General features: G+C 70.0%; 23 protein-coding genes and 1 tRNA gene. 16 read left to right on the forward strand and 8 right to left on the reverse strand.

Going from position 1 to position 23,929, the window contains the following annotated elements:
* The first annotated feature begins 3 nt into the window (after positions 1 to 3).
* Positions 4 to 972: a zinc-binding dehydrogenase gene (locus tag ACYVC6_RS14935; protein ID WP_460715173.1), complete on the forward strand. Its 969-nt coding sequence runs from the start codon at positions 4 to 6 to the stop codon at positions 970 to 972.
* A complete protein-coding gene (locus ACYVC6_RS14940) occupies positions 972 to 1,691 on the forward strand; it encodes an SDR family oxidoreductase (RefSeq protein WP_460715174.1) in 720 nt (239 codons plus the stop codon). Before ACYVC6_RS14935 ends, ACYVC6_RS14940 begins: the two co-directional genes overlap by 1 nt.
* On the opposite strand, the gene ACYVC6_RS14945 is transcribed toward ACYVC6_RS14940, so the two are convergent.
* A complete protein-coding gene (locus ACYVC6_RS14945; protein ID WP_460715175.1) occupies positions 1,648 to 2,205 on the reverse strand; it encodes a nitroreductase family deazaflavin-dependent oxidoreductase in 558 nt (185 codons plus the stop codon). The two genes, ACYVC6_RS14940 and ACYVC6_RS14945, sit on opposite strands and share 44 nt — an antisense overlap.
* The gene (locus ACYVC6_RS14950; protein WP_460715177.1) at positions 2,202 to 2,852 is read right to left on the reverse strand and encodes a TetR family transcriptional regulator; all 651 of its coding nucleotides are present in this window, start codon (positions 2,850 to 2,852) and stop codon (positions 2,202 to 2,204) included. Before ACYVC6_RS14950 ends, ACYVC6_RS14945 begins: the two co-directional genes overlap by 4 nt.
* 127 nt (positions 2,853 to 2,979) lie before the next feature.
* On the opposite strand from ACYVC6_RS14950, the gene ACYVC6_RS14955 reads away from it, so the two are divergent.
* The 3 genes from ACYVC6_RS14955 to ACYVC6_RS14965 are packed head-to-tail and all read left to right on the forward strand — an operon-like array spanning position 2,980 to position 5,462.
* Positions 2,980 to 4,056 carry a ferredoxin reductase gene (locus ACYVC6_RS14955; protein WP_460715178.1) on the forward strand — a complete coding sequence of 359 codons (1,077 nt, stop codon included), beginning with the start codon at positions 2,980 to 2,982 and terminating at the stop codon, positions 4,054 to 4,056.
* Positions 4,057 to 4,073: 17 nt separating this feature from the next.
* Positions 4,074 to 5,195 carry a fatty acid desaturase family protein gene (locus ACYVC6_RS14960; RefSeq protein ID WP_460715179.1) on the forward strand — a complete coding sequence of 374 codons (1,122 nt, stop codon included), beginning with the start codon at positions 4,074 to 4,076 and terminating at the stop codon, positions 5,193 to 5,195.
* Positions 5,196 to 5,219: 24 nt separating this feature from the next.
* Positions 5,220 to 5,462 carry a hypothetical protein gene (locus ACYVC6_RS14965; RefSeq protein ID WP_460715180.1) on the forward strand — a complete coding sequence of 81 codons (243 nt, stop codon included), beginning with the start codon at positions 5,220 to 5,222 and terminating at the stop codon, positions 5,460 to 5,462.
* On the opposite strand, the gene ACYVC6_RS14970 is transcribed toward ACYVC6_RS14965, so the two are convergent.
* The gene (locus tag ACYVC6_RS14970; protein WP_460715182.1) at positions 5,459 to 5,887 is read right to left on the reverse strand and encodes an MmcQ/YjbR family DNA-binding protein; all 429 of its coding nucleotides are present in this window, start codon (positions 5,885 to 5,887) and stop codon (positions 5,459 to 5,461) included. The genes ACYVC6_RS14965 and ACYVC6_RS14970 overlap by 4 nt on opposite strands.
* Positions 5,888 to 6,108: 221 nt before the next feature.
* Here ACYVC6_RS14970 and ACYVC6_RS14975 point away from each other — a divergent pair, with 221 nt between their 5' ends.
* A complete protein-coding gene (locus ACYVC6_RS14975; RefSeq protein ID WP_460715184.1) occupies positions 6,109 to 6,702 on the forward strand; it encodes a PQQ-binding-like beta-propeller repeat protein in 594 nt (197 codons plus the stop codon).
* Positions 6,703 to 6,715: 13 nt separating this feature from the next.
* Here the strand turns inward: ACYVC6_RS14975 and ACYVC6_RS14980 are convergent, their stop codons facing one another.
* Positions 6,716 to 7,357 carry an acetoacetate decarboxylase family protein gene (locus ACYVC6_RS14980; RefSeq protein ID WP_460715346.1) on the reverse strand — a complete coding sequence of 214 codons (642 nt, stop codon included), beginning with the start codon at positions 7,355 to 7,357 and terminating at the stop codon, positions 6,716 to 6,718.
* 46 nt (positions 7,358 to 7,403) lie between these two features.
* Here ACYVC6_RS14980 and ACYVC6_RS14985 point away from each other — a divergent pair, with 46 nt between their 5' ends.
* Positions 7,404 to 7,649, forward strand: coding sequence for an AbrB/MazE/SpoVT family DNA-binding domain-containing protein (locus tag ACYVC6_RS14985; protein WP_460715185.1), 246 nt, complete (start codon positions 7,404 to 7,406; stop codon positions 7,647 to 7,649).
* Positions 7,646 to 8,062 (forward strand): PIN domain-containing protein, encoded by a 417-nt coding sequence (locus ACYVC6_RS14990; protein WP_460715187.1) that lies wholly within the window; start codon positions 7,646 to 7,648, stop codon positions 8,060 to 8,062. The genes ACYVC6_RS14985 and ACYVC6_RS14990 overlap by 4 nt, the downstream gene beginning before the upstream one ends.
* Positions 8,063 to 8,070: 8 nt before the next feature.
* Here ACYVC6_RS14990 and ACYVC6_RS14995 read toward each other — a convergent pair whose 3' ends face one another.
* Both ACYVC6_RS14995 and ACYVC6_RS15000 read right to left on the reverse strand, forming a co-directional pair.
* The gene (locus ACYVC6_RS14995) at positions 8,071 to 8,247 is read right to left on the reverse strand and encodes a DUF6104 family protein (protein WP_460715188.1); all 177 of its coding nucleotides are present in this window, start codon (positions 8,245 to 8,247) and stop codon (positions 8,071 to 8,073) included.
* Positions 8,248 to 8,254: 7 nt separating this feature from the next.
* The gene (locus ACYVC6_RS15000; protein WP_460715347.1) at positions 8,255 to 11,947 is read right to left on the reverse strand and encodes a multifunctional oxoglutarate decarboxylase/oxoglutarate dehydrogenase thiamine pyrophosphate-binding subunit/dihydrolipoyllysine-residue succinyltransferase subunit; all 3,693 of its coding nucleotides are present in this window, start codon (positions 11,945 to 11,947) and stop codon (positions 8,255 to 8,257) included.
* 282 nt (positions 11,948 to 12,229) lie between these two features.
* Between ACYVC6_RS15000 and ACYVC6_RS15005 the strand changes: the two genes are divergently transcribed.
* From ACYVC6_RS15005 to ACYVC6_RS15015, 3 genes are read left to right on the forward strand one after another with little or no spacing between them, the layout of a single operon-like run.
* Positions 12,230 to 12,874 (forward strand): hypothetical protein, encoded by a 645-nt coding sequence (locus ACYVC6_RS15005; RefSeq protein WP_460715189.1) that lies wholly within the window; start codon positions 12,230 to 12,232, stop codon positions 12,872 to 12,874.
* Positions 12,871 to 13,815 (forward strand): LCP family protein, encoded by a 945-nt coding sequence (locus tag ACYVC6_RS15010; protein ID WP_460715190.1) that lies wholly within the window; start codon positions 12,871 to 12,873, stop codon positions 13,813 to 13,815. The genes ACYVC6_RS15005 and ACYVC6_RS15010 overlap by 4 nt, the downstream gene beginning before the upstream one ends.
* A gap of 7 nt (positions 13,816 to 13,822) precedes the next feature.
* Complete coding sequence (locus tag ACYVC6_RS15015; protein WP_460715191.1) at positions 13,823 to 14,425, forward strand: sulfotransferase family 2 domain-containing protein; 603 nt, start codon at positions 13,823 to 13,825, stop codon at positions 14,423 to 14,425.
* A gap of 120 nt (positions 14,426 to 14,545) precedes the next feature.
* Here the strand turns inward: ACYVC6_RS15015 and ACYVC6_RS15020 are convergent, their stop codons facing one another.
* On the reverse strand, positions 14,546 to 15,955 hold the full coding sequence (locus tag ACYVC6_RS15020) for a choice-of-anchor P family protein (protein ID WP_460715193.1): 1,410 nt from the start codon (positions 15,953 to 15,955) through the stop codon (positions 14,546 to 14,548).
* A gap of 191 nt (positions 15,956 to 16,146) precedes the next feature.
* On the opposite strand from ACYVC6_RS15020, the gene ACYVC6_RS15025 reads away from it, so the two are divergent.
* Positions 16,147 to 18,267: an acyltransferase family protein gene (locus ACYVC6_RS15025; protein ID WP_460715194.1), complete on the forward strand. Its 2,121-nt coding sequence runs from the start codon at positions 16,147 to 16,149 to the stop codon at positions 18,265 to 18,267.
* Positions 18,268 to 18,307: 40 nt separating this feature from the next.
* Here ACYVC6_RS15025 and ACYVC6_RS15030 read toward each other — a convergent pair.
* Positions 18,308 to 18,379 (reverse strand) — tRNA-Arg (locus tag ACYVC6_RS15030).
* 85 nt (positions 18,380 to 18,464) lie between these two features.
* On the opposite strand from ACYVC6_RS15030, the gene argS reads away from it, so the two are divergent.
* Genes argS through thrC form a run of 4 tightly spaced genes read left to right on the forward strand, consistent with a single transcriptional unit; the run spans position 18,465 to position 23,924 of the window.
* Positions 18,465 to 20,126, forward strand: coding sequence for an arginine--tRNA ligase (gene argS / locus ACYVC6_RS15035; protein ID WP_460715195.1), 1,662 nt, complete (start codon positions 18,465 to 18,467; stop codon positions 20,124 to 20,126).
* A gap of 2 nt (positions 20,127 to 20,128) precedes the next feature.
* Positions 20,129 to 21,538, forward strand: coding sequence for a diaminopimelate decarboxylase (gene lysA, locus ACYVC6_RS15040; protein WP_460715196.1), 1,410 nt, complete (start codon positions 20,129 to 20,131; stop codon positions 21,536 to 21,538).
* The gene (locus ACYVC6_RS15045; protein ID WP_460715197.1) at positions 21,535 to 22,842 is read left to right on the forward strand and encodes a homoserine dehydrogenase; all 1,308 of its coding nucleotides are present in this window, start codon (positions 21,535 to 21,537) and stop codon (positions 22,840 to 22,842) included. Before lysA ends, ACYVC6_RS15045 begins: the two co-directional genes overlap by 4 nt.
* Complete coding sequence (thrC, locus tag ACYVC6_RS15050) at positions 22,839 to 23,924, forward strand: threonine synthase (protein ID WP_460715198.1); 1,086 nt, start codon at positions 22,839 to 22,841, stop codon at positions 23,922 to 23,924. The genes ACYVC6_RS15045 and thrC overlap by 4 nt, the downstream gene beginning before the upstream one ends.
* Positions 23,925 to 23,929 lie beyond the last annotated feature (5 nt).

Here is a 23,929-nt window from a genome sequence, read left to right on the forward strand (position 1 = left end):
GGCATGTTCGCCGTCTACGCCGAGTCCTTCCATCCCGACGACCCGCTGGCCGGACTCGTGGTCGGCGAGCGGCCGGAACCGGAGGTGCCGGACGGCTGGACCGTTGTCACCGTCAAGGCCGCCTCGCTCAACCACCACGACCTGTTCTCGCTGCGCGGGGTCGGGCTCAAGCAGGAGCAGCTGCCGATGATCCTGGGCACCGACGCCGCCGGCCTCGACGAGGAGGGCAACGAGGTCGTCGTCCACGGCGTGATCTCCGACCCGTCGTGGACCGGTGACGAGACCTTCGACCCGAGGCGGTCGCTGCTCTCCGAGCGTCACCAGGGCGCGATGGCCGAGCGGGTGGCGGTCCCGCGTCGCAACCTGGTGCCCAAGCCATCCTCCTTGTCCTTCGCCGAGGCCGCCTGCCTGCCGACCGCATGGCTCACGGCCTACCGGATGCTGTTCTCTCGGGGCGGGCTCAGGCCGGGCGAGACCGTGCTGGTGCAGGGCGCCGGGGGAGGCGTGGCCACGGCCGCCATCGTGCTTGCCCGCGCGGCCGGGCTCCGCGTGCTGGTCACCAGCCGGGACGAGGGCAAGCGCGCGAAGGCACTCGAGATCGGTGCCCACGCGGCGTACGACAGCGGGGCTCGGCTCCCGGAGAAGGCCGATGCGGTGATCGAGACGGTCGGCCGGGCGACCTGGTCGCACTCGGTGCGCTCGCTGCGCCCGGGCGGGCGGATCATCACCTCCGGCACCACCTCGGGTCCGAACCTCGACGACGCCGAGTTGACCCGGATCTTCTTCCTGCAGCTGTCGGTGATCGGCTCGACCATGGGCACCCGCGACGAGCTGGCCGGCCTGGTGACGATGCTGGACTCGACCGGTGTCCGGCCTCTGATCGACCGCGAGCTGCCGATGGACCGGGCAGCGGAGGGCTTCGCCGTGATGGCCGAGGGTGACGTGTTCGGCAAGATCGTGTTCACCCGCTGATGACCGCACACCTCGCTCCCCACCCTGCTCCCCACCTGGTCACCGGCGCCGGCTCGGGGATCGGCCGGATCGTCGCCGAGCGCCTGCTGGAGCGCGGCGACGACGTGGTGCTGGTCGCCCGGTCGACGGACCGGGCGCACGACCTGCGCGCGGACTATCCGGGTGCGACGGTGCTGGTGGCCGACCTCGGCAGCGCCGAGGAGGTGGAGGCGCTGGCACGCTCGCTGCCCGCGTCACTGGCGTCCCTGGTCAACGCGGCCGGGGTCGTCGACCTCGGTCCGATCGCCGAGCTGAGCACCGCGGTCTGGCGCGAGCAGCTGGCGGTCAACCTGGTCGGGCCCGCGGTGCTGACCAGGATCGCCCTGCCGGCGCTGCGCGCCGCGCGCGGCACGGTCGTCATGGTCAACTCCGGTGCCGGTCTCCATGCCCACCCGCACTGGTCGGCATACGCCGCCTCCAAGCACGGGCTGCGTGCGCTGGCCGACTCGCTGCGGGCCGAGGAGCAGGAGCACGGCGTCCGGGTGACGTCGGTCTATCCCGGCCGGACGGCGACGCCGATGCAGGCTCAGGTGCACGCCCAGGAGGGCAAGGTCTACGACCCGGGAGCCTGGATCGACCCGGCCACCGTGGCCGACGCGATCGTCCGGGTGCTGGACCTGCCCGGTGACGCGACGCTCACGGACCTGACGCTGCGTCCGTCCGGGGCAGCGCCGCGCTGAGCACGAACACCCGCAGCCGCCGGCTGGTGCCGATGCGCCGGCGGTACTTCGCGTAGCCGACGTAGTAGCGCGCCGCCTCCTGCAGGACCTGCTCGAGCTCGGCGTCGGTCGCCGCGCGGGCGACGGCCTCGACGGAGCGTCCCCGGTAGGTCAGCGTGGCGCGTGGGTCGGCCTCCAGGTTGAGGACCCAGGCAGGTGTCGACTGCTGGCCGAAGTTGGTGCCGAGCAGGGCCAGCGAGTCGCCGAGGGGGACGCTGATGAGGTGCGACGTCCGCGGCTGTCCGGACTTGCGGCCCGTGGTGGTCACGTCGAGCACCGCGAGACCGGCGAGCAGCTCAGGCGCGCTCGTCCGCCCGCGGCTCAGCCGGCCCACCAGGTCGTCGAGGTGACGCAGGATCCGGGAGAAGACCCACGCGCCCAGCCTGGTCGCACCGAACGCCTTGAAGCCGCGCTGGAGCAGGTTGGCGGACGGATGCGCGTAGCCCAGCTGGGTGGCGAGGCCTGTGGAGCTCACGGGCGGGACTCCCAGTTGAGGGCCCCGATGAGCACCATCCGCAGCTGAGTCCTGGCCGTCTCGACGATCTCCTTCTCGGCACTCTGTTGTGCCTCGGGCCGGGCACCGGTCGAGAGCAGCTGCTCGGCGATCGAGACCATCGCGGTCACGATCAGGTTGGACAGGACCCGCAGGTCCTCGGCCGTCCACTGGTCAGGACCAGGGAGCCGGGCGAGGTCCGTGGCAAGCTCACGCTCGCACAGCTCGATCTCGTGGCGGATCGCCTCCCGCACGGACAGGGGGCCGGCCGCCCGTTCCCGGGCGATGAAGAGGAAGTGCGAGCGCTGCTGGCGCACGTGCCTGAGCAGCGTTTCGACGGAGCCGTCGACGATCTCGCTGAAGCTCGCGGGGGTCCCGGGTCGGCGTACGTCGCGGAGCATCGCGCGCAGCGAGACGAACGACTCGTCGACCAGGGCGAGGCCGAGGGACTCGACCGAGTCGAAGTGCCGGTAGAACGCGGTCGGCACGATGCCGACCTCCTTGGCGACCTGACGCAGCGACACCGCGGCCAGGCTGCTGTTCTCGCAGAGGACGAGCGCCGCGTCGAGGATCGCCCGGCGGGTGCGCTCCTTGCGCTCAACCCGGGTCACCGGGCCGTTGGTGGTCACCAGCACATCCTACTTGGTGAACATGTGTCCACCCTCACGCACGGACGGCTTGACCGTGACCCGGTGTCTTCGACATCGTTTGAGTGCACGAACGTACACTGAAATCTTCCCGGAAGGAGGCACCCGCATGGGTCTCACCACCTCGATCCTCCGCTCGAAGGCGGTCGCCGCGCTCGCGTTCCCGCAGGGCGTCGACCGCTACTTGGAGCAGATCAACCCGATGTGGGCCGCCCACGAGGTCCGGGCCCGCATCGTCGACATCCACCGCGAGGTCGACGTGCCCGGCCACCCGCCGGTCGCCACGATCACGCTCCAGCCGACCTCGACCTGGCAGGGGCACCGGGCCGGCCAGCACGTGCAGCTCGGGGTCGAGGTCGACGGCGCCCGCCGGACGACGCGGGTCTTCACGATCTCCAGTCCCGACAGCCGCCAGGGCGACCGGTTCACGGTCACGATCCGCGCCAACCCGGCCGGCACCGTCTCGCAGTACCTCGTCGAGCGGGCGACGCCCGGCACGATGGTCCATCTCAGCCAGGCGCAGGGCGAGTTCGTCCTGCCCGACCAGGTGCCCGAGCACGTGCTGTTCATCTCCGGCGGCTCCGGCATCACGCCAGTCATGTCGATGCTGCGCTCGCTCCAGCGCCGCACGCACCGCGGGCAGGTCACGTTCCTGCACTGCGCCCAGAGCCCCGAGCACCAGATCTTCGCGGCGGAGCTCGACGAGATCAGGCGCTCCGGCCACGGCATCGACGTGCACCTGCTGCACCCCGAGCTGGGCGACCCGAACCTGTCGCCGGCCTACCTCGAGCGCCTGGTGCCCGGCTACCGGGACGTGCCCACGTGGGCGTGTGGCCCGGCTCCGCTCATCTCGGCGGTCCAGGCGGCGTACGACGGCTCTGAGGCACTGCGGGTGGAGTACTTCCAGCCGCCGCGCACCTCCGGCACCTCCGCGGAGGGCGACGTCGCCTTCACCAGGGCCGGCCAGGAGGCGCCCAACTCCGGCGCGACCCTGCTGGAGCAGGCCGAGGCACTCGGGCTGAAGCCCGAGTTCGGCTGCCGGATGGGCATCTGCTTCTCGTGCACGACCGTCAAGCGTGACGGCACGGTGCGCAACGTCCTGACCGGCGAGGAGTCCTCCGCGCCGGACGAAGAGATCCGTGTCTGCGTCAGTGCGCCTGTCGGCGACTGCGTCGTGGACCTCTGATCCACCAAGGAGCCCCCATGAGCACCAAGACCAAGACCATGAAGACCAACCGGACCACTCTGACCGACGAGCAGCTCGAGAGGTTCGGCGAGGAGCTCGACGCGATCCGTCAGCGCGTGCTCGCCGACCTGGGCGAGGAGGATGCGGCCTACATCCGCAACGTCGTGAAGCGCCGCCAGCAGTTCGAGGTCGCGGGTCGGGCGATGTTCTACCTGCCGCCGCTGTGGCCGCTCGCCGTCGCCTCGCTCTCCGTGTCGAAGATCCTCGACAACATGGAGATCGGCCACAACGTCATGCACGGGCAGTACGACTGGATGGGTGACCCGGGGCTGAACTCGCGGATGTACGACTGGGACACCATGTGCCCGGGCGAGCAGTGGAAGTACAGCCACAACTACATCCACCACACCTACACCAACATCCTCGGCAAGGACCGGGACATCGGCTACGGGATCCTCCGCATGGACGAGGACCAGAAGTGGCGGCCGCAGCACCTCCTCAACCCGGTCAACGCGGTGCTGTTGATGCTCCTCTTCGAGTGGGGCGTCGCCCTGCACGACCTCGAGGTCGAGAACCTCATCGCGGGCAAGCGGAAGATGTCGGACAACAAGCCGCTCTACCCTGGCCTGCTCCGCAAGATCCGCAACCAGACCATCAAGGACTACCTGCTGTTCCCGGCGCTGACCGGCCCGCTGTTCCCGCTGACCCTGGCGGGCAACGCGACGGCCAACCTGGTGCGCAACATCTGGGCGTTCAACATCATCTTCTGCGGCCACTTCCCGGCCGGCGTCGCGACGTTCTCCCAGGACGAGTGCGAGGACGAGACCCGCGGGCACTGGTACTACCGGCAGCTCCTGGGTTCGGCCAACATCACCGGCGGCAAACTGTTCCACCTCATGTCCGGCAACCTGTCGCACCAGATCGAGCATCACCTGTTCCCGGACCTGCCGGCCCGGCGCTATCCGGAGCTCTCGGTCGAGGTGCAGGAGATCTGCGAGCGCTATGGCCTGCCCTACAACACCGGCCGGCTCTCCAAGCAGCTGTTCAGCGTGGCCTCCAAGATCTGCCGGATGGCGCTGCCCGACCGCAGGACCAAGGGCGGCGAGTCGGCTGTGACGGAGGACGCGTTGGCGGCCTGACCTTCGCAGGTGAGACTGGGGCCCATGACCCAGCCTGCGAACGAGCCTTCCGCGAGCCAGCCCCCCTCGAACGAGCTGGAGCGACTGAGCGACGCCGAGATCGGCAAGGACAGCATCCAGGCCGCCGTCGAGGCGGCGGCCGGGACCGTCGGAGAGGTCGCCACGATCATCACTTCCGCGGTGCGTGACGTGGCCACCGCCCTCGGCGGCTTCGCGACCGAGGTGTTCGAGATCCGCGACGCCGCCAAGAAGGCTCAGCGCGACTAGTCAGCACGACGGCTGGGCGTGCGGTCGTCCAGCTGGCGGACCAGTTTCTGCGGTGCGCAGCACCGGTAGGACTCGGTGACGAGCTCGGCGACCTCGTCCCAGTCGGTGCCGTCGTCGAGGACCATCCCGATGATGGTGGGGGACCAGGGCGGCTTGTAGAACGGCAGGCCGGCGTTGCTCAGGGCCAGCAGCTCGTCCCCGGACGAGCGGAATGTCAGGACGGTCGTCGGCTCGGCGATGCCAGTGATGTCGCGTAGCGACGACTCATAGCCCGCCTGGGCGACCATCACGTGCGCGAACGTCTTCGACCGGATGCGCCAGCGGACCCCGGTCCAGGCGTCCTCCTCGTAGGTCTCGGGTAGCGCCAGGGCTATCTCGGCCAGGCGCCGCACGACGTCCGGGTCGGGTTCGATCCGCCGAGGCACGTCGAAGAGTCTGACAGTGAACGCCGACACGTTGATTCCGTGAACACCGCGCCTGGTCGTACGTATGGTCTCTGCTCGTGCGCCAACCTGCCTCGACCGCCATGAGGTGGCTGGTCGCGTTGCTCACCTGCGCCAGCCTCACAGCATGCTCGACCGATATCCCCGAGTCGCCTGGCGTCGGCACGGGTGACGGGACCCCAGGAAGCGTTCCCTCGCCACCCGTGCCGTCGCCGTCGCCCAGCGAGCCCTTCGTCATCGCCGGAGGAGTGACGCTCGAGCCGGGATCGGACGGCAACCTGCCGGTGTCAGTCCGCTGGCTCAGGTCGTTCTACGCTCTCGAGCACATCGCCACGGACGGAGCGGTCGTGTACGTGTCGGACGAAGTCGTCGCGGCACTCGACGCGTCGACCGGCAACTATCTGTGGGAGGCCTCCGACCCTCGAGGCGACTGTCTCTGCGCTGACGGAGGTGTCGTCATCGGCACCCAGGGGCCGGATCGACTCCGGGTGTGGGCGCCCTACAACTACGACCTCACTGTCGACCGAGGCACTGGTGAGATCGTCCGCCTCACCCATCGGGCCGGCGGTGACAAGCCAGCGGACCTCAAGCGGATGAAGGGCTCACGACCCGAGGAGTACGCGATAAACGTCAAAGGCAATGGGGTCGTCGCCCGCACGTCGGACGGACGCGTGGCCTGGCGGATCCTTGTCGATGAACCCTGGTTCCACCCGGGTCCGGCCCTGGCGTTGCCCGGTGGTCTCGTGGTGCAGCTCGCCAGCGGGCATGTCCTCGCCCTGGACTACACGACGAGCTGATCGTCGCCCGGCGTCAGCCGAAGGACATCCGGAACGACGCCTGGCGGAACGACGCGAGCTGCCGGGCGGGCACCAGCCAGCCGAGCGGGCCGTCGGGGTTGATGTCCCACCGCGCCCGGGCGGGCAGGGTCTTGGACGAGCCCTGGAGGTTCGCGGTGCGCTCCTCGCCGCCGGTGTCCTCGATCCCCGGCTGCCAGGTGCCGCCCTTGAACGGCAGCCGGAGGGCCGCGCGGGAGACGTCCTTGAAGCTCGCCGCCGCGATGGGGGTGCGCCCCTCGGTGACGCTCCAGTCCGTGCTCGTGAACGGCCCGCGGTGCTCGGACTCGAGAGTGAAGTCGGCCAGACCCTTCGGGATGGCCCACAGCTCACGCCCGCCGGCCACGGAGGCGGGGGAGTCCACCCAGATGTCTGTGATCGAGACCCGGCGACCGTCCTTGTCGGTGGCAACGGGCCGGGCGACGAGGAACTCGCTGTAGGTGAGCGGGCTGCCCTCCTCGTAGGAGACGAAGGCGGCGCCGTAGATCCCGGCCGGCCGGAGGTCGTCGACAGGTTGGGTCACCTTGAACAGCGTCAGCCACAGCGACCCCACCATGTGCCATGGCGCTGCGGGGTAGCTGACGCCGGCTTTCGAGGACTCGACCCACTTGGTCTGCATGGTCACAGCGAAAGCCTAGAACGCGTTCTGATGGTAGATTTCTACCATGCGAACCACCATCGACAAGGCGGGTCGGATCGTGGTGCCCAAGGCGCTGCGCGAAGCCATGGGGCTCACGGAGGGCCAAGAGGTGGAGATCGCGTACGTCGACGGTCGCATCGAGATCGACGTCCCTTCTCGTGACTTCGACATCGAGATGCGCGGACGTGTTCCAGTCGCGGTGTCCGACGAGCCCATGCCGACGTTGACCGCCGACACGGTCCGCGACGTGCTCGAGGAAGTCCGCCGGTGAGCGGGGCCGGCGCGACATGTGACACCAGTGTCCTCGTCCCGGCGTTGATGCCCTGGCACGAGCAGCACGACCTCGCTCGTCGAGCTGTCGACAGCCAGGTCACGTCACTCGTCGCGCACGTCCTGTCCGAGACGTTCAGCGTCGGCACCCGGTTACCCGAGCCCTATCGGACCTCATCCACCACGATGATCGGCCTGCTGGAGGCCCTACCCCACCCGGTCGTCGGCCTGTCCGCGGACCGGGTGAGGCCAGCGCTGCGGCGCATGTCCGGCTTCGGCGTGTTCGGAGGACGGACCTATGACGGGCTCATTCATGCGGCCGCCGTGGAGCACGGGCTGACTCTGCTGACCCTGGACAAGCGAGCCCGCAAGACATATGACGCGCTCGGGGAGAACGTTCGAATGCTCGGCTGACCGGGCGGTCAGTCCTCGGGGTCGTCCAGACGGGCCAGCCAGGTGGCCAGGCGCTCGATGGCCACCTCGAACTCGGGGTGGATGTCGGTGAACTCGCTGAGGCGGTCGGCCAGCCAGGCGAGGGAGACCTCCTCCTCGCCCCGGCGGGCCTGCAGCTCCTCGATGCCGCGGTCGGTGAAGTACAAAGCCGGCCTACCGAAAAGCTCTGTCGAGCAGGTCCTTCTGCTCCTCGAGGTGGCGTTTGACGGTGCCGACCGACGGCGAGGAGGAGGCCGGCCGGGTGACCGCCTCGACCGTGGCGTCGAGCTCCGGGGCCACGTTGAGCGCGTAGTGCGGCCACGGGCCCTGGTTGATCGGCTCGTCCTGGACCCAGCGCACGGTGCTGAGCCTCGGGTAGCGCGCGATCTCTGCCTTGATGTCGTCGAGCGGACGAGGGTAGAGCTGCTCGACCCGGCCGATCGCGAACCGACCCTTGTCTTCGCGCTTCTCGCGCTCGACCACCAGGTCCCAGGTGACGCGTCCCGAGCACAGCAGCAGCGTGTCGACGGTCTCCGGGTCGGCGCCGGCGTCGCCGATGAACGGCCGGAAGGACCCGGAGGTGAAGTCGGCCGGCTGCGAGGCGGCCTCCTTGCGCTTGAGCATCGACTTGGGCGTGAAGACGATCAGGGGCTGGTGCTCCTCGCCCAGTGAGTGGCGGCGCAGCAGGTGGAAGTAGGACGCCGGCGTGGACGGCTGGGCGACCACGAACGCGTCGTCGGCGCAGAGCGTCATGAACCGCTCGATCCGGGCCGAGGAGTGGTCGGGGCCCTGGCCCTCGTAGCCGTGTGGCAGCAGGAGCACGACGCCGGACTCCTGGCGCCACTTGGTCTTGCCGGAGGTGATGAATTCGTCGATCACCGTCTGGGCGCCATTGACGAAGTCGCCGAACTGGGCCTCCCAGAGGACCAGCGCGTCGGGACGCGCGACGGAGTAGCCGTATTCGAACCCGAGGGCGGCGTACTCGGATAGCAGCGAGTCGTAGACGTGGAAGCGGGCCTGGTCCTCGGTGAGGTTGGCCAGCGGCGTCCACTCGTCGGCGTTGACCCGGTCGATGATCGTCGCGAACCGGGAGGCGAACGTGCCGCGCCGCGAGTCCTGGCCGGCGAGCCGGACCGGACGACCGTCCATCAGCAGGGCCCCGAACGCCAAGATCTCTCCGGTGCCCCAGTCGATGGGCCCGTCGGCGATCGCCTGGGCGCGACGCTGCAGCTGAGGCATCACCTTCGGATGCACGGTGAAGCCCTCCGGCGGGGTGACGTAGGCGTCCGCGATCCGCTTCAGCACCTCCGGGACAACTGCGGTGGCGGTCTCGCCGGCGGGCTTGTCGGGGTAGTCGGGGACGGTCGTCCACTCCGAGGGGTGGCTCGTCGCCTCGCGAACCTCGGTGAACACCCGCTCGAGCTGCTGCTGGTAGTCGCGCAGGACCTGCTCTGCCTCCTCGAGCGTGATGTCCCCGCGCCCGATCAGCGACTCGGTGTAGAGCTTGCGGACCGAGCGCTTCTGCTCGATCAGGTCGTACATCAGCGGCTGGGTGTAGGACGGGTCGTCACCCTCGTTGTGACCGCGGCGGCGGTAGCAGACGAGGTCGATCACGACGTCCTTGTTGAAGGCCTGGCGGTATTCGAAGGCGAGCCGGGCCACGCGGATGCACGCCTCGGGGTCGTCGCCGTTGACGTGGAAGATCGGGGCCTGGACCATCCGGGCGACGTCGGTGCAGTAGAGCGAGGACCGCGACGAGCCGGGCGAGGTCGTGAACCCGACCTGGTTGTTGACGACCACGTGGATGGTGCCGCCGGTGCGGTAGCCGCGCAGCTGGGAGAGGTTGAGCGTCTCGGCCACGACCCCCTGGCCCGCGAACGCCGCGTCGCCGTGCACCAGCAACGGCAGGACCGGGTAGGCGCTGCCCCGGTCGAGCACGTCCTGCTTCGCGCGGGCGATGCCCTCGAGCACGGGGTCCACCGCCTCGAGGTGCGAGGGGTTCGCCGCCACCGACACCTTGATGGTGTCGCCCGAGCCGGCCACGAACTCGCCCTCGGCGCCGAGGTGGTACTTCACGTCACCGGACCCCTGGATCGTGCGCGGGTCGATGTTGCCCTCGAACTCCCGGAAGATCTGGGAGTACTTCTTGCCGACGATGTTGGCCAGCACGTTGAGCCGGCCCCGGTGGGCCATCCCGATGGCGACCTCGTCGAGCCCGGCCTCCGCGGCCGCCTCGCAGATCTCGTCGAGGACCGGGACCGTGGTCTCCCCGCCCTCGAGGCTGAACCGCTTCTGGCCGACGAACTTGGTCTGGAGGAAGGTCTCGAAGGCCTCGGCCTGGTTGAGCTTGAGCAGGATCCGCAGCTGCTCCTCGCGCGGAGGCTTGGAGTGCGGCTGCTCGACCCGCTCCTGGATCCACTGGCGCTGCTCGGGATCCATGATGTGCATGTATTCGATGCCGATCGTGCGGCAGTAGGAGTCCCGCAGGATGCCGAGGATGTGGCGCAGCTTGAGAAAACGGCGCCCCTCGCCGCCGAAGGAGCCGGTGGCGAACTCGCGGTCGAGGTCCCACAGGGTCAGCCCGTGGGACTCCACCTCGAGGTCCGGGTGGCTGCGCTGGCGGTATTCGAGCGGGTCGGTGTCGGCCATCATGTGACCCCGCACCCGGTAGGCGTGGATCAGCTCGAGGATCCGGGCCTGCTTGCTGATCTCGTCGTCATGGGAGGTCGCGATGTCGCTGGCCCACCGGATGGGCTCGTAGGGGATCCGCAGCGACCGGAAGATCTCGTCGTAGAAGCCCTCCTGACCGAGCAGGAGCTGGTGCATCCGCTTCAGGAACTCACCGGACTGCGCACCCTGGATGACCCGGTGGTCGTAGGTCGAGGTGAGAGTCATGACCTTGCTGATCGCGTTGCGGGCGATCGCGTCCTCCGAGGCGCCCTGCCACTCCGGTGGGTACTCCATCGCGCCGACGCCGATGATCGCGCCCTGCCCCTTCATCAGCCGCGGGACGGAGTGCTGGGTCCCGATGCCGCCGGGGTTGGTCAGGCTGATGGTCGTGCCCTGGAAGTCCGACACCTCCAGCTTGCCATCTCTGGCCTTCCGGACGATGTCCTCGTAGGCGGTCCAGAACGCCGCGAAGTCCATCGCCTCAGCGGCCTTGATCGAGGGCACCAGCAGCTGGCGGGTGCCGTCGGACTTCTGGACGTCGATCGCGAGGCCCAGGTTGATGTGGGCGGGGATGACCAGGTTGGGCTTGCCGTCGACGACGTCGAAGCCGACGTTCATCTCCGGCATCGAGCGCAGCGCGCGCACCAGGGCGAAGCCGATGAGGTGGGTGAAGGACACCTTGCCACCACGGGCGCGGGCGAGGTGGTTGTTGATGACGGTGCGGTTGTCCCACAGCAGCTTGACGGGGACCGAGCGCACCGACGTGGCCGTGGGAACCGTCAGCGACGCGTCCATGTTGGCGACCGTGCGCGCCGGCGCACCGCGCATCACGGTGAACTGCGGCTCGTCGCTCGCGGCCGGGCGCTCGGCGGGCGGCGCGTCCTTGGGAACCGGCTCGGTGGTGCCCTTGGCGGGCTCGGCGGCCTTCGCCTGGTGACGCGGCTTGGCAACCGGTGCGGGGGCGGGCGTGGGCGTCGGGTCCACGGTCTTCGCCGGGCTCCTGGCCTCGGTCTGGGCCTCGGTCTTGGCCTCGACCTTGGGCCCGCTCGGCGCCGGGCGGGGGGCCTCGGTGGGCTGGGGGGCCTGGGCGAGCGACCCGTTGGCCACGGGCGCGCTGCCAGTGGGGCCGTTGTCGGAGAAGTAGGCGGCCCACGTAGGGTCGACGGAGCCCGGATCCTGCTTGTAGCGGTCGTGCATCTCCTCCACCAGCCACTCGTTTGCGCCGAACTCCTCGGGGATCTCCGGGGACGTGCTGGTGGATGGGTTGCCCGACTGCGGCACGGCTGGTTTCGCCTCTTCCGTTGGAGGTGCTCGACTGGAGGTGCTGACTGTGGCGCGCAGGTCGCGTCACGAGGATCCAGGCTAGTCCTCCCGCACACACAATTGCAGCGGTGGGTTGTCCACGAAACGCCGTGGCGTCAGGCAGGCTTGTGCTGACGTCGTACGAGTGCCACAGAGGGATTGAAGACTTCGGCAGACATGGCTGATCACAAGATGCACCCCGACCTCGTTCGAAGCCGGCTCCTGCGGCCACTGGCCGTGCTGGTGGCCGTCCTGGTGACCTCTGTCGCGGTCATCGGTGGCTGCAGTGGCGACGAGCCCGAGAGCGACCCGCCGTCGGCCAGCGAGCCCGACGAGTCGACCGACTCGGGCAGCCCGACAGAGGCCGCGCGCCCCATCACCACCAAGACGACGGTCGGCAGGGTGATCGGCAAGCTGGGTGCGAAGCAGAAGGAGCGGCTGAAGTCGGACGTGTCCGCGCTGGTCGACGAGTTCTTCGACAACGCCTACCTGGGCGACTTCCCCCGCAGCTCGTTCGACAAGGCCTACGCCTCGTTCACCGAAGGTGCCCGCGCGGATGCCGAGCGCGACGCCGACCTCCTCAGCAACACCGACATCGCCGACCGGATCGACGCGGCCACCGGCACCAAGCGCCGGGTCGCGCTCGACGTGATGGCGGTCAAGGGCAAGCCGCAGGGCGTCACCGCCCGGTTCACGCTCGACTTCCGGACCGTGGGCGAGCTGGAGCGCACCGAGCGGGTCAAGGGCTACCTGCTGCTCGCTGACGAGGGCGGTGGCTGGCGAGTGTTCGGCTACGACGTCATCCGGAGCGTGGTCGCATGAACACCACCCGTCGCATGAACACCACCCTGGGCCGCAGTCGCCGACGTCCTCGCTGGCTCACCCCGCTCCTCCTGGGTCTGGTGCTTGCGGTCGCGACCGTGACCGTGCCCGATTCGACGGTGAAGCCACCCGAGATGGTGCTCGTCGAGCTCGAGCGCGCCAAGAGCGTCGACGTCAACCCCGACGTCCTGTGGATCCTCGCCGTCGGGTCCGACGCGCGACCGGGCGAGGAGATGACCCGCACCCGCGGGGACGCCCTGCAGCTCGTCGGCATCAACACCAGGACCGGTGCCGCCACCGCCATCGGCATCCCACGGGACAGCTACGTGCCCATTCCCGGCGTCGGCAGCAACCGGGTCAACGCCGCCCTCTACTACGGCGGCCCGCAGCTGCTCGGCGAGACCGTCGGCAACCTGGTCGGGATCCAGCCGGACTACGTGTTCGTCACGGGCTTCAAGACCTTCCAGAAGATGGTCACCACGATCGGCGGCTTCTACGTCCACAACCCGGTCGCGTTCAGCGATCCCTACCTGAAGGCGCAGGGGTTCAAGAAGGGGAAGATCCGTCTCGGCGGCTACACCGCCCTGGCCTATGCGCGGGTCCGCAAGGGTCTGATCGGCGGCGACTTCGACCGCTCGGCCAACCAGCAGCGGATCCTGCGCGGCATCCACCACAAGATCCGCGAGAAGGCCGGCACCCGTGGCTTCCTCGAGCGTGGGGTGCTCAGTGCGATGGCAAACATGGACACCAACGTGTCGCCGGCCGTGCTCTACCGGATCGCGCACGCGCTCACCACGCTGCGCGCACGGAAGTTCACCACCTGCGTGGTCCAGGGCTCCATCGGCAACGTGGGCGGGGCCAGTGTCGTCCTGCCCTACACCGACCAGGCTCGCCGCTACGGCGACCAAGCCCGCGACGACGCCACCCTCGAGAGGTGCTGACCGGGGTGTGCGGGGTGCGCCGATGATGGCGATGGCGCACGCCGGCTTCGTGTTCCTGTCGATGCCGAAGGCCGGCTCGACCGCGATCCAGAAGCACTTCAGCCGGCACGCCCAGATCCTCTTCCGGCAGCCGCCCGGCATGAAGCACATGTCCGCGGCGACGTTCGAGAACGTGATGGCGCCGTGGCTGGAGCGCTACGGCCATCCGCGCTCCAGCTACGAGACGGTGTGCCTCGCCAGGCACCCGGTGGACCGCGCGCTCTCGTGGTGGCGCTACCGCTCGCGGCCGGAGGCGGCGGCCGAGAAGTCGACCGGCGGCACGACGTTCGCCGAGTTCGCCGAGCAGCTCGTCTCGGGCGAGGTGCCGCTGGGCACCGCCTGGAACTTCGTCACCAACCTGGAGGGCCGGGTGCTGGTGGACCGCATCTACCGCTACGAGCACCTCGCCGACGCCGCGGCCTGGATGGCCGAGCGGCTCGAGATCCCACCGCCGGCGCTCGACCGCGCCAACGTCTCGCCGACCCGGGACAGCGACGTCGACACGGCGGTCCGAGCTCTGCTCGAGACCCACTACGCCGACGACGTACGCCTCTACGAGTCGGCCCTCTGACACCCCCGCGATCGCGGGGAGCGCTCGCTCCGCTCGCAAGGCTCGCTGCGCTCGCGGAGCGCACGCGGCACCGGGCGCCTCCCCGAGGGGAGACGCCCGGCGCCGGGATGCTGCTGTGGGTCACTTGAAGAAGATGCGACCCGCTGCCTGGCCCAGGGTGAGGACGACGTTCTGCTCGAACAACGTGATCTGCAGGGCGCGGACCTCGGTGCCGTAGAAGTCGTCGTTCTGGATGACCTGGTAGCGCAGGGTGCCGCCGTCGAAGGCGTAGGTCTGTCCCGGGGCGAGGCTGACCGGTGTGCCGGCGATGGTCACCGAGCCGAGTGACGTGGTCACCTTGCGCTTGACCTTCTTGTTGAGGCCCTTGCTCTTCAGGTTGACCCGGGAGAGGAGCCCGCCGATCTTGATGTCGGCGGCCGGGATCTCAACGGTGCCGATCTCGGTCTGGACAAAGCCCTTGGCCTTGCCCTTGGGCTGCTGCTTGCCCATCCAGCTGTACTTCACGTTGGACAGGTTGACGAGACCGAGCACCGATGCGGCGCCGACCTTCTGGGACTTGACATTGCCGTTGGTGCCGCTGCACGGGATGTTCTGCGGGCTCACACCGGCGAACTGCACGAGGTCGCCGATCTTGAGGTCCAGCGCGGACATGGTGGAGCGGAAGACGCCGGACTCGACGCCGTCTGTGATCTTGCTGGTCGCGCGGCCGAGCTGCAGCACGGTCTTGGAGCCGTCCTGCGGGTTGTCGACCTGGATCTTCAGGGCGTAGGCGTTGGCTTCGGCGTAGTGGTTGGTGGCCTTGCCGGTGGTGTGACCGAGCGCCAGCGTGCCGAGACCGGGGATCTCGATCGTGCCCACGGACTCCAGCAGGTCGATGATCTGGTTGACCGTCTGGGTGATCGGCAGGTTGTCCTGGATGATGTCCAGGAGGTCCTGGACCTCCGGCGGGATGGGCCCGCCCTCGGGGATCTCGAGCGAGATCCCGCCGAAGCCGAAGCTCTCGTCGTGGCCGAACTTGCCCTTGCCGCCGTTGGCCCCGGTGTCGTTCCACGAGTCGGCCACGGACGTCAAGCCCTCGATCTTGAGGACCGGCGTGGACACGGGCGTGCCCGCGACGTCGATGGTGCCGCCGACCTTGATGTCGGCGATCACGTTGGTGCCGCGGACGCCGTAGCGGTCGCCGGCGCGGTAGGTGAGCGTCTTGCTGGTGCTCGGCGAGATCCTGATCAGGTCATTCCCGATGGGGAGGGTGTCGGTGCCGAGCGCCGAGCCCTTGACCGTCTCGCCGCGCAGCTGACGAGTGCACTTCTGCACCGCCAGCGCGTCCTTGAGGTTCCGGAGCTCCACGCCGTTGACGACGACCTTGGTACCGAAGACGTTGGCCTTGTAGCCGAACTGCGTGATCGCGCCGCCCTTGGCCGCACTCTGGCTCGTCTTGGCGACCGCAGCGGCGTTCGAGCTCAACCCGCCCGCAAGCGCCGCGGCGAACACGGCCGAGACCGCGACCGCCTTCCTCAGATTCCTGTTCACGATGCCTGCCTTCTCCTCGTCACGGCGCAGCCTCCCCGGATGGGCGAGCCGTTGGAATTATCGGGGTGGGGGAGCCACTCGGGGACACATTCACGGTTTCCCAGGTGATCCTGACCTGACAACGGGCGAGGACCAGAAACGTTAGTAGTCCTTTTGGGCGGTTCGGCATAGCCCGTCCGTACCCTGTGCGGGTGCATCGCGGCTTCCGGCAGGACATCCAGGGACTCCGCGCCCTGGCCGTGCTGCTGGTGGCGCTCGACCACGCCCGGATCGGGCCCTTCACGGGCGGGTTCGTGGGGGTCGACGTCTTCTTCGTGATCTCGGGCTTCCTCATCACCTCGCTGCTGGTGCGCGAGGCCGAGCGCTCGGGGCGGGTGTCGCTGCTGGGCTTCTACGCCCGGAGGGCGCGCCGGATCCTGCCCGCGGCCACGCTGGTCCTGCTCGCGACCGTCGCCGGGTCGGTGCTCCTGCTCGGCGCGGTCGAGTCGAGCCGGGCGATCGAGGACGCGGTCTGGGCGACGTTCTTCGCCGCCAACATCAAGCTGACCATCGACGGCACCGACTACTTCCAGGCCGAGGCCGCGCCATCACCGCTGCAGCACTACTGGTCGCTTGCGGTCGAGGAGCAGTTCTACCTCGTCTGGCCGCTGCTGGTCCTGCTGCTGTGCCTGCTCGTCGCGAGGTCACGACGCGGGGCCCGCGCCCAGCCGCGGGCCGTGCACGACGTGGCGGTGCCGGTGCTCACCGCGATCGTCCTGGTCTCGTTCGCCTGGTCGGTGGTGCAGACCCAGACCGACACGGTCACGGCGTACTTCTCGCCGTTCACCCGGGCTTGGGAGCTGGCGCTCGGCGCGCTGGCCGCCTGCCTGGCGCCCCGGCTGGCGCGGCTGGCGCCCGGCCTGCTGGCCGGTCTCTCCTGGGCGGGGCTGGTCGCCGTGCTGGTCGCCGCCCTCGGCTTCGACGAGTCCACGCTGTTCCCGGGGTACGCCGCGGCGCTGCCGGTCGTCGGCTCGGCCCTGCTGCTGGTGGGCGGGCTGGGCGCGGCGTCCTGGGGACCCCAGGCCGGACTGTCGCTGGCGCCCGTCCGGACGATCGGGGACTGGTCCTACTCGCTCTACCTCTGGCACTGGCCGCTGCTGATCCTGGCCGGGGCCGTCTGGGGAACGCCGTCGGGCTGGTCCGGGCTTGCGGTGGTCGCGGTGGCCACGGCGCTGTCGGGTCTCACCTACCGGTTCGTCGAGGAGCCCTTCCGCCGCCCCCGGGCCGCTGGATCGAGGCTCAGCGTGCAGAACCTGCGGGGTGTCCTGCTCTACCCGGCAGTCGTGGTGCTGACGCTGCCCCTGCTGGCCGGCGCCGACCGGGCGGTTGAGCAACAGCTGACCGAGGGCGGGCCGGCGATCACGGTGGCCGACTTCGGTCAGGAGCCGGGCGACCCCGAGCCGCAGTTCAGCAAGGACCCGGTGGTCGCGCTTGTCGAGGCCTCCGTGCTCGCTGCCGAGAACGGCTTCGACATCCCCGCCGACCTGAAGCCCCCGGTCCTCGACGTCTACGACGACCGCCCGGACGTGGGGGAGTGCGAGTACTTCGAGATCAACCAAGACCGGCCGCTGTGCCCGCGTGGTGACCCGAACGGCGACAAGACGCTGGTGCTGATCGGCGACTCGCACGCACGCCAGTGGATCCCCGCCCTCGACGAGCTCGGCAGGCGGCACGGCTACACGGCCTACTTCCTGGTGCGCGAGGGCTGCCCCTCCTCCGACGTCACCCCCTGGCTCAACAACGACACCGGTCCGGCGGTGCTGTGCGAGGCGTTCCAGGACTGGGCGGTCGAGCAGGTCGAGGAGATGCAGCCCGAGGTCGTCGTCCTCGGCTCGCAGGCCAACCCCAACGGCTTCGAGGGCGCCGACGGCGAGCACGTCACCGACCTCGACACGCTCGTCGGGATGTACGGCGCCGGGATGACCAGCGAGGTCGAGCGCCTCGCGCCGCACGCGGGCCGGGTCATCCTCATCGGCGACCCCCCGGACCTGACGTTCCAGCCCGGCGACTGCCTCTCCGAGCGCGACGCCACCCTCCTCGGCTGTATGTCGGAGGGCAACGCGACCGGCATCCGCTTCGCTGATTCCCTGCGCGACGGCGCCCTCGCCGCCGGCGCCGAGTACGTGACGACGACCCAGTGGTTCTGCGCCTACGGGAAATGCCCCTCGGTCATCGGCGACTACATCGCCCGCCGTGACAGGGCACACGTCAGCGTCAGCTATGCGGAGTACCTGACCGAGGAGCTCGGAGAGCAGCTGAAGCTCGGTCCGTGACCTCGTCCAGCGGCGGTGCGAACCGCCCACTGGCGGGAAGCGCCCCCGGTAGGATTCGAACCTACGCTCCCGCCTCCGGAGGGCGGTGCTCTATCCCCTGAGCTACGGGGGCTCGGGACGTCGGAACCATACCTGTGCGGCGTCCGCGCCAGGAAACTGGTGCGAAGGGTGTGACGAGCCGCCGATACCCTTGGCCGGTGACTCCGGAAGAGCTGTCCACCGCGATCGTCGGCGTGCTGACGTCCCTGTCCGACGAGGGTGCGCTCACCCTGCCGGACGGCGTCCCGACCACGGTCACGGTCGAGCGGCCGCGGCAGAAGGAGCACGGGGACTACGCGACCAACGTCGCGCTGCAGCTGGCCAAGAAGGCGGGCATGAACCCGCGGGAGCTGGCGAGCGCGGTGCAGGAGCGGCTGAGCGCCGTCGAGGGAATCGCGAAGGTAGACATCGCGGGGCCGGGCTTCCTCAACATCACCGTCGAGGCGGGCGCTCAGGGACTGGTCGCGGCGCAGGTCGTGGCCGCGGGTGCGGCCTACGGCACCACCGAGACCCTGGCCGGCGAGCGCATCAACGTCGAGTTCATCTCGGCCAACCCGACCGGTCCGCTCCACCTGGGCCACACCCGCTGGGCCGTGGTCGGTGACGCCATCGCCCGGGTGCTGCAGGCGGCGGGGGCGTCGGTCGCCCGGGAGTTCTACATCAATGACCGCGGCAACCAGATGAACCTCTTCGGCGCCTCGATCGAGGCCGCCGCGCTCGGGCAGCCGGTGCCGGCGGACGGCTACCACGGCGCCTACATCGCCGACCTGGCCAAGCATGTCGTCGCCGCCGACCCGGCGATCCTCGAGCTCGAGGGCGAGGCGCGGACCGAGGCGTTCCGGGAGGCGGGCTACACCGCCCAGCTGGCCGAGCAGAAGGCCGAGCTCGCCCGGTTCCACACGGAGTTCGACGTCTGGTTCTCCGAGCGTGAGCTCCACAAGGGCGACGTGGCCGCCCAGCTGGAGAAGCTGCGGGACCAGGGGCACCTGTACGACGCCGACGGCGCGCTGTGGATGCGGACCACCGACTTCGGCGACGACAAGGACCGGGTGCTCATCAGGACCAACGGTGAGCTGACCTACTTCGCCAGCGACACCGCCTACTACGTCGACAAGCGCAACCGGGGCTTCGACCGCTGCATCTACCTCCTCGGCGCCGACCACCACGGCTACGTCAACCGGCTCCGGGCGATGGCCGCCTGTGCCGGGGACGACCCCGACAACAACATCGAGGTCCTGATCGGCCAGATGGTCAAGATCATGAAGGGCGGTGAGGAGGTCAGGCTGTCCAAGCGGGCGGGCGACCTGGTCACCCTGCTCGAGCTGATGGACGAGATCGGCGTCGACGCGCTGCGCTACTCCCTGGCGCGCTATCCATCGGACTCCCCGCTGACCCTCGACATCGAGCAGATCACCAAGGCGTCCAGCGACAACCCCGTCTACTACGTCCAGTACGCCCACGCCCGGGTCGCGTCGCTGCTCCGCAACGGCGCCGACCTCGGGCTCGACCCCGAGAAGGGCGAGGTTGATCCCGCGCTGCTGACCCACGAGAAGGAGGGCGAGCTGCTGCGGGCGCTGGCCGACTACCCGCGGGTCGTCGCGGCGGCCGCCCAGCTGCGGGAACCGCACCGGGTCGCGCGCTACCTCGAGGACACCGCCGCGTCCTACCACCGCTTCTACGACACCTGCCGGGTGCTGCCCATGGGTGACGAGGAGCCGAACGACCTGCACCGGGCCCGGCTGCTGCTCGTCGCCGCCACACGGACCGTCCTCGCCAACGGCCTGGCCCTCCTCGGCGTCAGCGCCCCGGATCGGATGTAGGGGTGAGCACCACCCATGAGGCGGGCTGGGCCCACGCACCCGGCGCGCTGCGCGGTCCGGCGTGGTTGCAGCCACCCGCCGACCCCAACGCGCTCGTCCCGCACCTCTGGTCGCTGACCGCTCACAAGAACGCCGACGGGGAGCTGACCGTCGGCGGACTGTCGATCCCCGAGCTGGTCGCCGACGTCAACACCCCGGCGTACGTCCTCGACGAGGCGGACTTCCGGGCTCGGGCGCGGGCGTTCCGCGAGGCGTTCGTGGACTACGACGTCTTCTACGCCGGCAAGGCGTTCCTCTGCACCACGGTCGCCCAGTGGATCGCCGAGGAGGGGCTCAACCTCGACGTCTGCTCGGCCGGGGAGCTGACGGTGGCGCTCAAGGCCGGGTTCGACCCGGCGCGGATCGGCTACCACGGCAACAACAAGACCTACGCCGAGCTGCGCCGCGCGGTCGCCGAGGGTGTCGGCCGGATCGTGCTCGACTCGTTCGTCGAGATCGAGCGGCTCGCGCAGATCACCGACGACCTCGGCCGGACCCAGCCGGTGATGGTGCGCGTGACCGCGGGTGTCGAGGCGCACACCCACGAATACATCGCCACCGCCCACGAGGACCAGAAGTTCGGGTTCTCGATCACCTCGGGCGACGCCTGGGAGGCCGTCCGCCGCGTGCAGGACGCCCCCGGACTGGACCTGCTCGGCCTGCACAGCCACATCGGCAGCCAGATCTTCGACTCCTCCGGCTTCGAGGTCGCCGCCCGCCGGGTGCTGGCCCTGCACGCCCGGATCTCCGCGGAGCTCGGGGTCGACATGCCGGAGCTCGACCTCGGCGGCGGCTTCGGCATCGCCTACACGACCCAGGACGACCCGAGCGACCCCGCCCAGCTCGCCACCGAGATCACCAAGATCGTCGAGCACGAGTGCAAGGCCCTCGAGATCGACCAGCCGAGGCTGTCGATCGAGCCGGGCCGGGCGATCGTGGGCCCGTCGACCTGCACCGTCTACACCGTCGGCACGGTCAAGCCGGTCGAGCTCGACGGGGGCGCGGTCCGCTCCTACGTGTCGGTCGACGGCGGGATGAGTGACAACGTCCGCACGGCGCTCTACGACGCCGACTACTCCTGCACGATCGCCAACCGGGCCTCGTCCGCGACCCCGGTGCTCTCGCGGGTGGTGGGCAAGCACTGCGAGGCGGGTGACATCGTGGTGCGCGACGAGTTCCTGCCGGGCGACCTCGCGCCCGGCGACCTGGTCGCGGTGCCCGGCACCGGTGCCTACTGCCGGTCGATGGCCTCCAACTACAACCACGCACTGCGTCCGCCGGTGGTGGCCGTGCGGGACGGGGTCGCGCGGGTGCTGCTGCGGCGCGAGACTGAGGACGACCTGTTGGCGACGGATATGGGTGTGGAGCTGTGAGCATCAAGGTGGCCGTGCTCGGCTGCGGCTCGGTGGGCTCGCAGGTGGTGCGACTCCTGCGGGAGCAGGCCGGTGACCTCGAGGCGCGGATCGGCACGCCCGTCGAGCTGGTCGGTGTCGCCGTACGCCGTCTCGACGCGCCCCGCGAGGTCGACGTGCCCGAGGGGCTGCTCACCACCGACGCCGCCGGCCTGGTCGCCCGCGAGGACGTCGACGTCGTCGTCGAGGTGATCGGCGGCATCGAGCCGGCCCGGTCGCTCATCCTCGCCGCGCTCGAGAACGGCGCCAGCGTGGTCACCGCCAACAAGGCGCTGCTCGCCGAGGACGGTCCCACGATCTACGAGGCCGCCGAGAAGGCGGGGCGCGACCTCTACTACGAGGCCGCCGTCGCGGGCGCCATCCCGATCCTCCGTCCACTGCGCGAGTCGCTGGCCGGGGACCGGGTCACCCGGGTCCTGGGCATCGTCAACGGCACCACCAACTTCATCCTCGACAAGATGGAGACCACGGGAGCGGGGTTCTCCGAGGCTCTGGAGGAGGCCCAGGAGCTCGGCTACGCCGAGGCCGACCCCACCGCGGACGTCGAGGGCTTCGACGCTGCCGCCAAGGCGGCGATCCTGGCCTCGCTCGCCTTCCACTCCCGGGTGACCGCCGCTGACGTGCACCGCGAGGGCATCGCCGAGGTCACCGCCGCCGACGTCCAGTCGGCTCGGGACATGGGCAGCGTGGTCAAGCTGCTCGCCATCTGCGAGCTCCGGCCGCTGACCGAAGAGCCGGGTGGGGAAGAGGCGGTGGCCGTCCGCGTCCACCCTGCGATGATCCCCGACAGCCACCCGCTCGCCTCGGTGCGCGGCGCTTTCAACGCGGTGTTCGTCGAGTCCGAAGCCGCCGGGCAGCTCATGTTCTACGGCCCGGGCGCGGGCGGCGCACCCACCGCGTCAGCGGTGATGGGCGACCTGGTGACCGTCGCCCGCAACAGAGTGGCGGGCACCCGTGGCGCCGGCGAGTCGGCCTACGCCGACCGGGCGGTGCTCCCGATGGGGGAGACCGTCACCCGCTACCACGTCGCCATCGACGTCGACGACCGGGCCGGCGTCCTGGCCCAGGTCGCCACGGCGTTCGCCGAGCACGGCGTCTCGATCCAGACGGTCCGCCAGGAGGGCCGTGGCGCCGACGCCCAGCTCGTCGTCGTCTCGCACACCGCGACCGACGCGCAGCTCGCCGCGACCGTCGAGCACCTGCGCGGCATGGACATCGTCCGCGAGGTCACCTCGGTGATGCGGGTCGAGGGGGGAGACGAGTGAGCACCTCGCTTCCCGTCAGGACCCACCAGTGGCGCGGCGTGATCGAGGAGTACCGCGAGCTCCTCGACATCCCGGCCGGAGTCGAGGCCGTGACCCTGCGCGAGGGAGGCACGCCGCTGGTGCACTCCGAGTGGCTCTCGGGCCTCGCCCGCGCCGAGGTCTGGCTCAAGGTCGAGGGCAGCAACCCCACGGGGTCCTTCAAGGACCGCGGCATGACGGCCGCCATCTCGGTGGCCAGGGCCGACGGCGCCCAGGCGGTCGTGTGCGCGAGCACCGGCAACACCTCGGCCTCGATGGCGGCGTACGCCGCGAAGGCCGGCCTCACGCCGTTGGTGCTGGTGCCCGAGGGCAAGATCGCCGCCGGCAAGATGGCGCAGGCGATCCTGCACGGCGCCCGCGTGATCATGGTCCGCGGCAACTTCGACGACTGCCTCGGTCTCGCCAAGCAGCTGGCCTGGGACTTCCCGGTCGCGCTGGTCAACTCGGTCAACCCGGTCCGGCTCGAGGGCCAGAAGACCGCGGCGTTCGAGATCGTTGACTTCCTCGGTGACGCCCCCGACTACCACCTGCTGCCGGTGGGCAACGCCGGCAACATCTCGGCCTACTGGCTCGGCTACACGCAGTACGCCGACCTGGGCCTCGCGACCAGGCTCCCGAGGATCCACGGGTTCCAGGCCGAGGGGGCGGCGCCACTCGTGACCGGCGAGCCCTTCCCTGACCCCGACACCAAGGCCACCGCGATCCGGATCGGCAACCCGGCCTCCTGGAAGCTCGCCGAGGCGGCACGCGACGAGTCCGGTGGGCTGTTCGAGGCGGTCTCCGACGACCAGATCCTCGCGGCGCAGCGCGACCTCGCCTCCCGCGACGGCGTGTTCGTCGAACCCGCGTCGGCGGCCGGGATCGCCGGGCTGCTGCAGCGGCTCGCGGCCGGCGCGTCCTATGCCGGCTCGACGGTGGTCGTCACCGTGACCGGCCACGGGCTCAAGGACATCGCGACCGCGCTCGAGGGTGTCGGGCCGCTGGTCGACCACGTCGTCGATAACGACGTGACCGCCGCGGCCGAGGCCGCCGGGCTGGTCTGAGGCGC

The sequence above is a fragment of the Nocardioides dilutus genome (assembly GCF_054779555.1).

What these genes read in the sequence shown, in the direction of transcription:
- ACYVC6_RS14935 (WP_460715173.1), top strand. Translation starts at nt 4, where the DNA reads ATGTTCGCCGTCTACGCCGAGTCCTTCCATCCCGACGACCCGCTGGCC.
- ACYVC6_RS14940 (WP_460715174.1), top strand. Translation starts at nt 972, where the DNA reads ATGACCGCACACCTCGCTCCCCACCCTGCTCCCCACCTGGTCACCGGC.
- ACYVC6_RS14955 (WP_460715178.1), top strand. Translation starts at nt 2,980, where the DNA reads ATGGGTCTCACCACCTCGATCCTCCGCTCGAAGGCGGTCGCCGCGCTC.
- ACYVC6_RS14960 (WP_460715179.1), top strand. Translation starts at nt 4,074, where the DNA reads ATGAGCACCAAGACCAAGACCATGAAGACCAACCGGACCACTCTGACC.
- ACYVC6_RS14965 (WP_460715180.1), top strand. Translation starts at nt 5,220, where the DNA reads ATGACCCAGCCTGCGAACGAGCCTTCCGCGAGCCAGCCCCCCTCGAAC.
- ACYVC6_RS14980 (WP_460715346.1), bottom strand. Translation starts at nt 7,357, where the DNA reads ATGCAGACCAAGTGGGTCGAGTCCTCGAAAGCCGGCGTCAGCTACCCC.
- ACYVC6_RS14985 (WP_460715185.1), top strand. Translation starts at nt 7,404, where the DNA reads ATGCGAACCACCATCGACAAGGCGGGTCGGATCGTGGTGCCCAAGGCG.
- ACYVC6_RS15000 (WP_460715347.1), bottom strand. Translation starts at nt 11,947, where the DNA reads ATGCACGACCGCTACAAGCAGGATCCGGGCTCCGTCGACCCTACGTGG.
- ACYVC6_RS15005 (WP_460715189.1), top strand. Translation starts at nt 12,230, where the DNA reads ATGGCTGATCACAAGATGCACCCCGACCTCGTTCGAAGCCGGCTCCTG.
- ACYVC6_RS15010 (WP_460715190.1), top strand. Translation starts at nt 12,871, where the DNA reads ATGAACACCACCCGTCGCATGAACACCACCCTGGGCCGCAGTCGCCGA.